The 12373-nt window shown below is 70.5% G+C and carries 11 protein-coding genes and 1 tRNA gene; 9 read left to right on the top strand and 3 right to left on the bottom strand.

Annotation, left to right across the window (positions count from 1 at the left end; all coding sequences use genetic code 11):
• Positions 1-65: 65 nt before the first annotated feature.
• The 9 genes from C6C15_RS12815 to C6C15_RS12775 all read left to right on the top strand — a co-directional run bounded on the left by C6C15_RS12815 (position 66) and on the right by C6C15_RS12775 (position 10849).
• Positions 66-2315 (top strand): DNA polymerase III subunit gamma and tau, encoded by a 2250-nt coding sequence (locus tag C6C15_RS12815; protein WP_105950285.1) that lies wholly within the window; start codon positions 66-68, stop codon positions 2313-2315.
• Positions 2315-2908, top strand: a complete 594-nt coding sequence (recR, locus tag C6C15_RS12810) for a recombination mediator RecR (RefSeq protein WP_025104255.1) — start codon at positions 2315-2317, stop codon at positions 2906-2908. Before C6C15_RS12815 ends, recR begins: the two co-directional genes overlap by 1 nt.
• Entirely contained in the window at positions 2905-3819 is a 915-nt protein-coding gene (locus C6C15_RS12805; RefSeq protein WP_060921884.1) for a DMT family transporter, read from the top strand. The genes recR and C6C15_RS12805 overlap by 4 nt, the downstream gene beginning before the upstream one ends.
• An 81-nt stretch (positions 3820-3900) precedes the next feature.
• A complete protein-coding gene (locus C6C15_RS12800) occupies positions 3901-5181 on the top strand; it encodes an aspartate kinase (protein ID WP_025104257.1) in 1281 nt (426 codons plus the stop codon).
• A 250-nt stretch (positions 5182-5431) separates the two neighbouring features.
• Positions 5432-6502 (top strand): aspartate-semialdehyde dehydrogenase, encoded by a 1071-nt coding sequence (locus tag C6C15_RS12795; RefSeq protein ID WP_105950284.1) that lies wholly within the window; start codon positions 5432-5434, stop codon positions 6500-6502.
• Positions 6503-6548: 46 nt separating this feature from the next.
• Positions 6549-8021 carry a malate:quinone oxidoreductase gene (locus tag C6C15_RS12790; RefSeq protein WP_060921882.1) on the top strand — a complete coding sequence of 491 codons (1473 nt, stop codon included), beginning with the start codon at positions 6549-6551 and terminating at the stop codon, positions 8019-8021.
• Between the two features lie 9 nt (positions 8022-8030).
• Positions 8031-8684 (top strand): thymidine kinase, encoded by a 654-nt coding sequence (locus tag C6C15_RS12785; protein WP_060921881.1) that lies wholly within the window; start codon positions 8031-8033, stop codon positions 8682-8684.
• A gap of 154 nt (positions 8685-8838) precedes the next feature.
• Positions 8839-9561 carry a FadR/GntR family transcriptional regulator gene (locus C6C15_RS12780; protein ID WP_060921880.1) on the top strand — a complete coding sequence of 241 codons (723 nt, stop codon included), beginning with the start codon at positions 8839-8841 and terminating at the stop codon, positions 9559-9561.
• A gap of 10 nt (positions 9562-9571) precedes the next feature.
• On the top strand, positions 9572-10849 hold the full coding sequence (locus tag C6C15_RS12775) for an alpha-hydroxy acid oxidase (RefSeq protein WP_105950283.1): 1278 nt from the start codon (positions 9572-9574) through the stop codon (positions 10847-10849).
• Positions 10850-10934: 85 nt separating this feature from the next.
• Here C6C15_RS12775 and C6C15_RS12770 read toward each other — a convergent pair whose 3' ends face one another.
• The 3 genes from C6C15_RS12770 to C6C15_RS12760 all read right to left on the bottom strand — a co-directional run bounded on the left by C6C15_RS12770 (position 10935) and on the right by C6C15_RS12760 (position 12320).
• Positions 10935-11702, bottom strand: a complete 768-nt coding sequence (locus tag C6C15_RS12770; RefSeq protein WP_105950282.1) for an HAD-IIB family hydrolase — start codon at positions 11700-11702, stop codon at positions 10935-10937.
• A complete protein-coding gene (locus C6C15_RS12765; RefSeq protein WP_105950281.1) occupies positions 11702-12175 on the bottom strand; it encodes a VanZ family protein in 474 nt (157 codons plus the stop codon). The genes C6C15_RS12770 and C6C15_RS12765 overlap by 1 nt, the downstream gene beginning before the upstream one ends.
• A 68-nt stretch (positions 12176-12243) precedes the next feature.
• Positions 12244-12320, bottom strand: a tRNA-Pro gene (locus C6C15_RS12760).
• Positions 12321-12373 lie beyond the last annotated feature (53 nt).

The raw sequence follows: 12373 nt of genomic DNA, 5'->3' as shown, positions 1-12373 counted from the left end.
CGCGTGAAAGGGGCCGGGTCGAGTGAGAGGGGAGCAACGTCGGTGGCACGCCGTAGGCTGGAGGGGTGACCACAGCCCTCTACCGCCGCTACCGACCCGAGACGTTCGGCGAGATGATCGGGCAGTCTCAGGTGACCGATCCGCTCATGACCGCGCTGCGCGGCGACCGTGTGGGTCACGCCTATCTGTTCTCCGGTCCTCGCGGCTGCGGCAAGACCACCTCGGCGCGCATCCTCGCGCGGTGCCTCAACTGCGCGGAGGGGCCGACCGACACCCCCTGCGGGACGTGCCCGAGCTGCGTCGAGCTGTCCCGGGCGGGCGGGGGATCGCTCGACGTCGTCGAGATCGACGCGGCGAGCCACAACGGCGTCGACGACGCCCGCGACCTCCGCGAGCGGGCGACCTTCGCCCCGAGCCGTGACCGCTTCAAGATCTTCATCCTCGACGAGGCACACATGGTCACCCCGCAGGGCTTCAACGCGCTGCTGAAGCTGGTGGAGGAGCCCCCGCCGCACGTCAAGTTCATCTTCGCCACGACGGAGCCCGAGAAGGTGCTGGGCACGATCCGCTCGCGCACCCACCACTATCCGTTCCGACTGGTCCCGCCCGCCGCGATGCTCGAGTACGTCGAGAAGCTGTGTGCGGAAGAGGGCGTCATCGTCGAACAGGGTGTCCTGCCGCTGGTCGTCCGCGCCGGGGGAGGCTCTCCCCGCGACACGCTGTCGCTGCTGGATCAGCTGATCGCGGGATCGGATGCCCCGGCCGGCTCCGAGACCGTCACGGTCGGCTACGCGCGGGCGGTGGCGCTGCTCGGGTACACCCACGGGGCGCTCCTCGACGAGATCGTCGATGCGCTGGCCGCGGGCGACGCCGCGACCGCCTTCCCGGCCATCGACCGCGTGGTGCAGACCGGACAGGACCCGCGGCGCTTCGTCGACGACCTCCTGGAGCGCCTGCGCGACCTCATCGTCATCGCCGCCGTCGGCTCCGGCGCCTCCGCCGTGCTCCGCGGCATCGCCGAGGACGAGCTCGACCGGATGCGCCGCCAGGCCGAGTCCTTCGGCGCCGCGCGGCTCTCCCGCACGGCCGACGTGGTCAGCGCGGCGCTCGACGACATGTCCGGCGCCACGTCACCGCGACTCCACCTCGAGCTCATGGTCGCCCGTGTGCTCGCTGCTGCTCCTGGTGGCTCGGCCCTGTCCGGCTCCTCGGCGACGGGCGCGCTGCACCCGCCGGCGACGACGCATCCGCCGGTGATCCCGCCGGTGTCCGCCCCGCCCTCGGCGGCTGTCCCGCGCGAGCCCGAGACGGCGACGCCCACGGCATCGGCAGCGACCTCGTCCGCACCGGCCCCGTCCGCTCCCGCACCGGCCCCGTCCGCTCCCGCACCGGCCCCGTCCGCTCCTGCGCCGGCCGCAGAGCCCGAGCCCTCCCCGGAACCTGCGCCCGCGCCGGCCCCAAAGTCGTCTGCCGCGCCGTCCGCCCCCGTCACGTTCGACCGTGTCAGCGACGCCTGGCCCGCCGTGCTGAAGCGCCTCGAAGGCATCAGCCGCACGTCCTGGCTGCTCGCCACCGCCGTGCAGCCGCTGGCCTACGACGGCGAGTCCGAGGTGCTGACCCTCGGATTCACGAGTCAGCACGACGTCGCGAAGTTCAAGGGGACCACGCCGGGCTCCGGACCGTCCGACCACCTCCGCACGGCCATCGAGCAGGAGGTCGGGGTGCGGGTCAAGTACCTGCCGGCCCCGATGCCGTCCGGCGGTGCGCCGCGGCAGCCCGCCTCCTCGGCGTCCGGCGCCCCGGCCGACACCCCTTCCGCATCGGAGCCTGCGTCAGCGCGTCCCTCCCGCCCGCAGACCCGCGCCGCCGCCGCCCCCGTGACGGAGTGGGCGGTCGCACCCATCCCGACGACAGCGGCCGCCGCGCCCGCCGCGCCCCTCGCCGTCGACGAGGAGCCGGAGGAGGTCGAGGCCGCCTCCGCCGCCCCGACCCCGCCGACCGACGGCAGGATCGATCGCGATGAGCCGCCGCTGCCCGGCGACGACGACGCTCCCGCGTTCGACGAGGAGCCGCCGTACGATCCGGCCTACGAGCCCCCGGCTCCGTACGACCGCCCTCCCTCCCCACGTGCGACTCCGGCGGCGGCCCCGCAGGCGGCCGCCCATACGACCCCCGCGGCCGCTCCACCGGTCGTCGTCGAGCGCACCCCCGCCGCCGGCGGCGTGCAGCGCTACGGAGAGGCCGTGATCCGCCAGGTGCTCGGCGCGACGTTCCTTCGCGAAGAGCCCTACGAGCCCCCCACGAGGTTCTCCTGATGTACGACGGCATCGTCCAAGAGCTGATCGACGAGTTCGGCCGCCTTCCCGGCATCGGCCCGAAGTCGGCGCAGCGCATCGCGTTCCACATCCTGCAGACGCCGACGTTCGACGTCGCCCGTCTCGCCGAGCTGCTGACCGAGATCCGCATCCGGGTGCGCTTCTGCGAGATCTGCGGCAACGTCGCGGAGCAGGAACGCTGCGCGATCTGTCGCGACCCCCGCCGCAACCAGGCGCTGATCTGCGTGGTCGAGGACGCGAAGGACGTCGCGGCGATCGAGCGCACGCGGGAGTTCCGCGGCCTGTACCACGTGCTCGGCGGCGCGATCAGCCCCATCGCGGGCATCGGGCCGGACGACCTCCGGATCGCCCAGCTCATGACGCGGCTCGCCGACGGCACCGTGCAGGAGGTCATCATCGCCACGAACCCCAACCTGGAGGGGGAGGCGACGGCGAGCTACCTGAGCCGGCTCCTGACGACGATGCAGATCACGGTCTCGCGGCTCGCCTCGGGCCTCCCGGTCGGCGGCGACCTCGAGTACGCGGACGAGGTGACGCTCGGCCGGGCCTTCGAGGGCCGGCGCGTGCTGTGACCCCGCAGTCCGGCTTCTCCCGCCGGGGCTGGCTGCTCTTCGGGGTCATGGCCCTGCTCTGGGGCGTGCCCTACCTCTTCATCAGCGTGGCGGTGGATTCGATCTCCCCGCCGGCGATCGTCGCCGGACGGACGCTGATCGCCGCGCTCCTCCTGCTGCCGTTCGCCCTGCGCAGCGGCGCCCTCCGTGCGGCGCTGCGGCACTGGCCGTGGGTGCTGGCCTTCGGGGCTGTGGAGATGGCCGGACCGTTCCTCCTCCTCGGGCATGCCGAGATGACGCTGCCCTCCGGCATGACCGGACTCCTCGTGGCCACGGTGCCGCTGTTCGCCGCCCTCATCGCGCTGGGCGGCGGCGACCGGGGCGTGCTGCGTCCCGCCCGCGGCATCGGTCTTCTGGTCGGCTTCATCGGTGTGGCCATCGTCGTGGCGGGGCCGGGGCTCTTCGGGGGAGAGGTGAGCCTGCTCGCGGCCGGGGAGGTGCTGCTCGTCGCGGTGCTGTACGCGATCGCGCCGTTCATCGTGGCGCGCAAGCTGAACGACGTGCCCTCGCTCGGCACGATCACGCTGTCCCTGCTGATGATCGGCATCTTCTATCTCCCGATCGGTCTGCTCACACAGCACGAAGTGCCGACGCTCCCGTCGATCGGGGCGCTGCTCGCTCTCGCCGTCATCTGCACGGCATTGGCGTTCCTGGCCTTCTTCGCGCTGATCCGCGAGGTCGGACCGGTCAGGGCACCGCTGTTCACCTACGTGAACCCGGTCGTGGCGATCGTCCTGGGCGCGATCGTGCTCGCCGAACCCCTCACCCCTGGTCTCCTCCTGGGATTCCCGCTGATCATCATCGGGTGCTGGTTCGCCGCCACCGGAGGGCGGCTGCGCCCGATGACGCCCGTCCCGCCCGCCCCCGCCTGAGTCGTCACATGCGCGGGGCGGCATGCGCGCCGATCGTAGAATGACCGTGGGCGGATCCGCCCGACATCCCAGGGAGTGAACGTGGCCCTCATCGTGCAGAAGTACGGCGGCTCGTCCGTCGCCGACGCAGAGAGCATCAAGCGCGTCGCCAAGCGCATCGTCGACACCCGTCGCGCCGGTCACGACGTCGTCGTCGCCGTGAGCGCCATGGGCGACACGACCGATGAGCTGCTGGACCTCGCGAACGAGGTCGCGCCGATCCCCGCCCCGCGCGAGCTCGACATGCTCCTCTCCAGCGGCGAGCGGATCTCGATGGCGCTGCTGGCGATGGCGATCCACTCCATGGGCTTCGAGGCGCGGTCGTTCACCGGCAGCCAGGCCGGCATGATCACCGACTCGCAGCACGGGGCGGCGCGCATCGTCGACGTCACACCCGTGCGGCTCCGCGAAGCGCTCGACGAGGGCGCGATCGTCATCGTCGCCGGCTTCCAGGGGTTCAACCGCGACACCCGCGACATCACCACGCTCGGCCGGGGCGGGTCGGACACGACGGCCGTCGCGCTGGCGGCCGCGCTATCGGCCGACGTCTGCGAGATCTACAGCGATGTGGACGGCATCTTCACCGCCGACCCGCGCGTGATCCCGAAGGCGCAGAAGCTCGACCACGTCTCCAGCGAGGAGATGCTGGAGCTCGCCGCCAACGGCGCCAAGGTCCTGTACATCCGTGCCGTGGAGTACGCCCGCCGGCACGGCGTCCTCATCCACGCCCGGTCGACGTTCTCGTCGGCCGAGGGTACATACGTTCTGGGCGAGGGCATGAAGAACCCTCGCGAAGCCGAGGGAGCAGTCATGGAAGAACCGATCGTCGCCGGCGTCGCCACCGACTTCAGCCAGGCCAAGATCACCGTCGCCGGGGTGCCCGACGTCCCGGGCAAGGCCGCCGAGATCTTCAAGATCGTCGCGAAGTCCGGCGCCAACGTCGACATGATCGTGCAGAACGTCTCGGCCACCGGGCGCACGGACATCTCCTTCACGGTCCCGAAGGCCGACGCCGCTGCCGCGCTCAAGGCGCTCGCCGGCGAGCAGACCGAGGTCGGCTTCCAGAACCTCATCCACGACGACCAGATCGGCAAGCTGTCCGTGGTCGGCGCGGGGATGCGCACGCATTCCGGTGTCTCGGCGACCCTGTTCGAGGCGCTGTCCGCCGGCGGCATCAACATCGAGATGATCTCCACGTCGGAGATCCGCATCTCGGTCGTGCTCCGCGACACCGACCTCACCGAGGCCGCCCGCACCGTGCACACCGCCTATGGTCTCGACGGCGACGCGGAGGCCACGGTCCACGCCGGCACCGGTCGCTGACCCCCACGCCAGCGCGCTACGCCAGCACAGGCGTTCGCGCGGGTTCAAGCCGCCCTGTGCACGCGTGCCTGTTGTCCCGCGTTCGCCTGATTCGCCGGGGGCGCCTGCCTTCGTGAAACCGACGGGCTTCGGGGTGGTCGCAGCGCGATAGACTCGCGGAAACCCTGACACCGGCGCCAGGCGCAGCATCAGCATCCCGACGCCGCGCCCGAAGCCTCGTACGCCGTACCGCACGAAGCCAAGGAACATCATGACCCGCATCTCCGAATCAGGACTCTCCGTCGCCATCGTCGGCGCCACCGGCCAGGTGGGCACCGTGATGCGCGAGATTCTCGCGGAGCGTTCGTTCCCGATCCGCGAGCTGCGGCTGTTCTCCTCGGCGCGTTCCGCGGGAACGTCGATCGAGTTCGGCGGACAGACGGTCATCGTCGAGGATGTCGAGGCCGCCGACCCGTCCGGTATCGACATCGCCCTGTTCTCCGCCGGTGCCACTGCCAGCCGCGCCTACGCCCCCCGCTTCGCCGAGGCCGGCGCCGTGGTCGTGGACAACTCGAGCGCCTGGCGCATGGATCCCGAGGTCCCCCTCGTGGTCAGCGAGGTCAACCCGCACGCGATCGACGACCGGCCCAAGGGCATCATCGCGAACCCGAACTGCACCACGATGGCGGCGATGCCGGTGCTGAAGGTCCTCGACGCCGAGGCCGGCCTGGAGCGCCTGATCGTGTCGACCTACCAGGCGGTGTCCGGCTCCGGACTCGCGGGCGCGCAGGAGCTGCTCGGCCAGGTCGAGGGCGTGCTCGCGCAGGGCGACACCCTTCGCCTCGTGCACGACGGCTCCGCGGTCGACTTCCCCGAGCCCGAGAAGTACGTCGCGCCGATCGCCTTCGACGTGATCCCGCTCGCGGGCAACCTCGTGGACGACGGAGACAACGAGACCGACGAGGAGAAGAAGCTCCGCAACGAGAGCCGGAAGATCCTGGAGCTGCCCGACCTGCGCGTCGCCGGCACCTGCGTCCGCGTGCCGGTGTTCACGGGTCACTCGCTGTCGATCCACGCCGAGTTCTCCCGCGACCTGACTCCGGAGCGCGCCACGGAGGTGCTGAGCGCGGCGCCCGGCGTCGTGCTCGACGAGGTGCCGACCCCACTGCAGGCCGCGGGCAAGGACCCGAGCTTCGTGGGTCGCATCCGTGCCGACCAGTCGGCTCCGGAGGGCAAGGGGCTCGTGCTCTTCATCAGCAACGACAACCTCCGCAAGGGAGCGGCGCTGAACGCGGTGCAGATCGCCGAGGTCCTCGCGGAGCGACTCGCTCCGGTCTCCTGAGGGCCGCATGGTCTGCGGTGTCCTGGCCGCGAACTAGACTGTTCGGGTGACTGAAAACGTCGATGTCGTCCTGATCGGCGGTGGCATCATGAGCGCCACCCTGGGTACCCTGCTGCACGAGCTGCAGCCGGACTGGAAGATCGTCGCCTTCGAGCGGCTGTCGGACGTAGCGCAGGAGAGCTCCAACCCCTGGAACAACGCCGGGACCGGGCACGCCGCGCTGTGTGAGCTGAACTACATGCCGCAGCAGGGCGACGCTCCGCTCGACCCCGCCAAGGCGATCTCGATCAACGAGCAGTTCCAGCAGAGCCGCCAGTTCTGGTCCTCTCTCGTCGAGAAGGGCGTGCTGGACGAGCCGTCGACCTTCATCAACGCGACGCCGCACATGACGTTCGTGCGGGGCGAGAAGGATGTGGCGTACCTCAAGAAGCGTTACGAGGTGCTCAAGGAGCAGCCGCTGTTCGCCGGCATCGAGTACAGCGAAGACTCCCGCGTCATCAATCAGTGGGCGCCGCTCCTCATGCAGAAGCGGCGGAAGGGCGAGCCGTTCGCGGCGACCCGGGTGCCCGCCGGCACCGACGTCGACTTCGGTGCCCTCACGCACCAGCTGTTCGATCACCTGCGTGAGTCGGGCGTCGCCGTGCGCACCAACCACGAGGTCAAGTCGCTCAAGCGTCAGAAGGACGGCACCTGGCTCATCAAGTACCGCACGACGGTCGGCCGCACCCCGAACGAGATCAAGGCCAAGTTCGTGTTCGTCGGCGCCGGTGGCTGGGCGCTGAAGCTCCTGCAGAATTCCGGCATCCCTGAGATCAAGGGCTACGGCGTCTTCCCGATCGGTGGCCAGTTCCTCAAGACGACGAACCCGAAGATCGTCGCGCAGCACAAGGCGAAGGTCTACTCGCAGGCCTCGGTCGGCGCGCCGCCGATGTCGGTCCCGCACCTCGACACGCGTGTCGTCGACGGCGAGGCGTCGCTGATGTTCGGGCCGTTCGCGACGTTCAGCCCGAAGTTCCTCAAGAACGGCTCGATGCTCGACATCGTCACGCAGGTCCGGCCGCACAACCTCTGGCCGATGCTGCGGGTCGCCTTCGCCAACCCCGACCTCATCACGTACCTCATCAGCGAGCTGATGAAGAACCACCGCAAGAAGGTCGACAGCCTCCGCACGTTCATGCCGACGGCCAAGGACGAGGACTGGACGCTCATCGACGCCGGTCAGCGCGCCCAGGTCATGAAGAAGGACCCGAAGAAGGGTGGCGTGCTGCAGTTCGGCACCGAGGTGGTCGCCTCGGGCGACGGCTCGATCGCCGGTCTCCTCGGAGCATCCCCCGGGGCTTCGACGGCGGTGCCGATCATGCTCGACCTGCTGAAGAAGTGCTTCCCCGGCGAGTACCCGGGCTGGGAGTCGCAGCTGCGCGACCTCATCCCCACCTTCGGCCGGAAGCTCAACGGCGACGCGGAGCTCGCGGAGGAGTCGACCACCGCGACCGCCGCCGTCCTCGGCATCAACGCCTGACCCCGGACCGTGGCGAAGCTCTACTTCCGCTACGGCGCGATGAACTCGGGCAAGTCGACTGCCCTGCTTCAGGCTGCGTACAACTACGAGGAACGCGGCCAGCATGTGCTGCTCGCCAAGCCCGCGATCGACACCAAGGGCGCCGGCGAGATCGAGAGTCGCCTCGGGGTGACGCGCCCCGTCGACTTCCTCATCGGTCCGGACGACGACGCCCGCGCGCTCTTCGCGGTCCACCGCGAGCGCATGCGGCGGTCCACGGAGGAGGAGCTCCTCCCGACGGGCCCGGTCGACGTGGCCTGTCTCCTCATCGACGAGGCGCAGTTCCTCACGCCGACACAGATCGACGACCTTTTCCGTATCGCGGTGGAGGACGGCATCCCGGTGATGGCCTACGGCATCCGCAACGACTTCCGCACCCACGCGTTCCCCGGCTCCGCCCGTCTTCTGGCCATCGCGCACTCCCTGGAAGAGCTCAAGACGATCTGCCGCTGCGGGCGCAAGGCGGTGTTCAACGGCCGCGTGGTCGGCGGCCGCTTCGTGTTCGACGGCGACCAGGTCGCGATCGACGAGGGCGCCGACGGCTCCGCCTCGCCCGAGCTCACGACCTACGAGTCGCTGTGCGGCACCTGCTACCTGGAGGAGTCCGGCGGCCGCCTCGGCTGACCCGCTGACCCACCCCCTTCCGGTCGCCCCACCCCTCTGCGTGCGTACGCACCGGGCCGGGACGCGCGAAAAGGGGTGGCTCATGCGCGCAGCATCGCCGCGTTGCGTGGTCTGACCACACACGCTAACCTGTGGTCTGACCACAGGAGGCGAGATGACGGAGCAGCCGGCGCGCGCATGGCGACTCGTGCTCGAGCACATCGAGCGTGACCTGCTCGACGGTCGTCTCGGCCCGGGGGACCGGCTGCCGTCCGAACGGGACCTCGCGAGCGACCTCGGCGTCGGACGATCGAGCGTCCGGGAGGCGTTCCGCGTGCTCGAGGTGCTCGGACTCATCCGCACCGCCACCGGCTCGGGCCCCCAGGCGGGCGCCATCGTGATCGCCACCCCCACTGGCGGGATGTCCGCGCTCCTGAGGCTCCAGGTGGCCGCGCAGGGCTTCCCCCTCGACGACGTCGTCCGCACGCGACTGGTCCTGGAGGATGCGGTCGTGGAGGCGATGGCAGGCGCCGCCCAGCGGGACACCGTGCGGGCGCACGAGCTGCTCACCGCGATGGACGACGGCGCCCTCACTCCGGCCGAGTTCCTGGCCCTCGACGCGCAGCTGCACCTCTCCCTCGCGGAGGGCAGCGGCAACACGGTCATCGCGGCGATGATGGCGGGACTCCGCTCCGCCATCGAGTCGTACGTGCTCGCGGGCGCGGCGACCGTCGATGACTGGGACCGCATGGCCGACCGCCTGCGGTCCGAGCACCGTGCCCTCGTCGCAGCGATCGACGCGGGCGAGATCGACACCGCCCGGCGCCTGGTGCGCGCCCACATCACCGGCTACTACACCGCCGCGGGCCTCACCCGCGCCATCACCCCGCAGAACTGAGAGGCAGAACATGGTCCAGCGCCAGCTCCCCAACCCCGCCGAGCTGTTGGAGCTCATGAAGTTCAAGAAGCCCGAGCTCGACGGGCGCAAGCGCCGCCTCGACGCCGCGCTCACCATCGACGATCTGCGCACGATCGCCAAGCGCCGCACACCCAAGGCCGCCTTCGACTACACCGACGGCGCCGCTGAGGGCGAGCTGTCGCTGAGCCGGGCACGCCAGGCGTTCCAGGACGTGGAGTTCCACCCCGGCATCCTCAAGCCGGCGCCGGACGTCGACACGGCCGTCGACATCCTCGGCGGTCCGTCTGCGCTCCCGTTCGGCATCGCGCCGACCGGCTTCACCCGGCTCATGCAGACCGAGGGTGAGGTCGCGGGCGCCGGAGCCGCGGCCGCATCAGGTATCCCGTTCACGCTGTCCACCCTCGGGACCACCTCGATCGAGGACGTCAAGGCGGCGACGGTCCGGGAGCCGCAGGGCCCCGTGCCCGGTCGGAACTGGTTCCAGCTCTACGTCATGCGCGACCGCGAGATCTCGTACGAGCTCGCCCGTCGCGCCGCCGCCGCCGGCTTCGACACCCTGCAGTTCACGGTCGACACCCCGGTCGCCGGCGCCCGTCTCCGCGACAAGCGCAACGGCTTCAGCATCCCCCCGCAGCTCACCCTCGGCACGATCATCAACGCCATCCCGCGGCCCTGGTGGTGGTTCGACTTCCTGACCACCCCGAAGCTCGAGTTCGCTTCGCTGAGCACGACCGGCGGCACCGTCGGCGAGCTCCTCGACGCGGCGATGGATCCGACGATCAGCTACGACGACCTCGCGGTCATCCGCGACATCTGGCCCGGCAAGATCGTCATCAAGGGCGTGCAGAACGTCGAGGACTCCGTGCGCCTGCGCGACGCGGGCGTGGACGGCATCGTGCTGTCGAACCACGGTGGCCGCCAGCTCGACCGCGCCCCGATCCCGTTCCACCTCCTGCCCGAAGTCCGTCGGGCGGTCGGCGACGACTTCACGGTCATGATCGACACCGGCATCATGAACGGCGCCGATATCGTGGCGGCCGTCGCGCTCGGTGCCGACTTCACGCTGATCGGGCGCGCGTACCTGTACGGCCTGATGGCGGGAGGTCGCCAGGGCGTCGACCGCACCATCGCCATCCTGCGCGGCGAGATCGAGCGCACGATGCGGCTGCTGGGCGTCGCGTCCCTGGCGGAGCTCGAGCCCGGGCACGTGACTCAGCTCACTCGTCTGGTGCCCGTCTCCCGCGCGGCCGGCGTCGAGGTGCACTGACCCACCTGCACGACCAGACCACGCCTGCACGACGGATTCGCTCCTCCCGTCGTGCAGGCGGACCGAGGTCGTGCGGCTGTGCCCGTCAGACCCGGGTGGAGAGGGCCGGCAGCAGCTCCCGCAGACGCGCGGCCGTGTCCTCCCAACCCTCGACGGCCACCGACGGCACACCCAGGGCCAGGACGGGGTAGTCGTTGCCGCCCTCGTCGAGACGGTCGCCGTAGAACAGCATCGCGGTCAGATCGATGCCGGTGTGGGTGGCGAGCTGCTGCATGCCGAACGCCTTGTCGATCCCGGCGCGGGTGATGTCGATCGAGGTCGAGCCGCCCGAGCGCACCTCGAGGCCCGGGAGCCGCGCGGCGACGGCATCGCGCAGCGCGCCGCGCTTCGAACCCGTCGGATCCCACGCATGCTTCGCGTCGCGTGGGGCCTGCTGGCCGAGCGCGGAGAACGTGATCTGCGAGCCGCGGTCCTCGAGGATCTCGCCCCAGGGCTCGGCCTCCCAGAGCCCGAGACGCTCCGCCTCCTCGCGCAGCGCGGTGAGGGCGGCGGTCTTCTCCTCGTCGCTCAGGTCATGGGCGTACACCGCGACGAAATCGCTGCCGTCATGCCGCAGGTATCGCGTGCCGCACGTCGGGAGCAGATGCAGTCGGGCGAGGGCCGCCGGGTCGGCGTCGGCGAGCTGCGCCACCACCTGCGTGCGGAACTGCGCCTCGTTGCCCCCGGAGATGATCGCGACATCGACGGAACGCAGCAGCTCACCCAGGAGCGCGGCGATCTGCGGGTCGATCGTGCCCTTGGAAGGGGCAAGGGTGTCATCGAGGTCGAAGGCGATGAGAGAGGGCGATGTCATTATGCCTCCACTGTAGGTGTTCGCGGCCGGGAGGACGGTGTGGCGGCGAGCAGCGTGCAGAATATCGCGAGGACGACGCCGATGCTCGCCCCGGTGGCGTTGGCCAGCACGTCGCTCACGGTCGCGGCGCGGTGGGGGAGGGCCAGGTACTGCGCCGTCTCGATCCCCAGCGAAAGGGCCGGACCCACGAGCAGCGATAGCAGCCACGCGCGCCGGGGCACGAGCAGGAACGCGAGCACCCCGACCGGGATGAAGACGGCGACGTTCGCCAGAACCTCGAGTCGCGTGAAGTCCAGGCTCGTCCAGCCGAGCCGCTGAATCGCGCGAAGGAGGAGGTCGAGCAGGTTGGGCATCGTCTGCTCCACGCGCGCGGGCGTGAGCGTGAGGAGGGCGACGCCGAAGAGGAAGGGGAGCCCGAGGGCGACGGCCCACACGCGCGTCGAACGCCGCGGCGGTGGCAGGAGCCTCCCCATGCGTTCCCCTCTCGCACGACATCCCGATACAGAGAAGGCCGCCCCTGCGGGCGGCCTTCTCGTGTCACTGGTCGGGGTGACAGGATTTGAACCTGCGACCTCTTCGTCCCGAACGAAGCGCGCTACCAAGCTGCGCCACACCCCGTTTTGCAACCCTCCGAGTCTACAGCGAAATGCCTCCAGCACCGAATCGAGCAC

This window comes from Microbacterium sp. str. 'China' (genome assembly GCF_002993305.1).
In the GTDB taxonomy this organism is placed as follows: domain Bacteria; phylum Actinomycetota; class Actinomycetes; order Actinomycetales; family Microbacteriaceae; genus Microbacterium; species Microbacterium paraoxydans.
Note: the sequence above shows the minus strand (reverse complement) of the source record. Positions and strands in the feature narration are given on the sequence as shown.

What these genes read in the sequence shown, in the direction of transcription:
- C6C15_RS12795 (WP_105950284.1), top strand. Translation starts at nt 5,432, where the DNA reads ATGACCCGCATCTCCGAATCAGGACTCTCCGTCGCCATCGTCGGCGCC.
- recR (WP_025104255.1), top strand. Translation starts at nt 2,315, where the DNA reads ATGTACGACGGCATCGTCCAAGAGCTGATCGACGAGTTCGGCCGCCTT.
- C6C15_RS12780 (WP_060921880.1), top strand. Translation starts at nt 8,839, where the DNA reads ATGACGGAGCAGCCGGCGCGCGCATGGCGACTCGTGCTCGAGCACATC.
- C6C15_RS12765 (WP_105950281.1), bottom strand. Translation starts at nt 12,175, where the DNA reads ATGGGGAGGCTCCTGCCACCGCCGCGGCGTTCGACGCGCGTGTGGGCC.
- C6C15_RS12775 (WP_105950283.1), top strand. Translation starts at nt 9,572, where the DNA reads ATGGTCCAGCGCCAGCTCCCCAACCCCGCCGAGCTGTTGGAGCTCATG.
- C6C15_RS12770 (WP_105950282.1), bottom strand. Translation starts at nt 11,702, where the DNA reads ATGACATCGCCCTCTCTCATCGCCTTCGACCTCGATGACACCCTTGCC.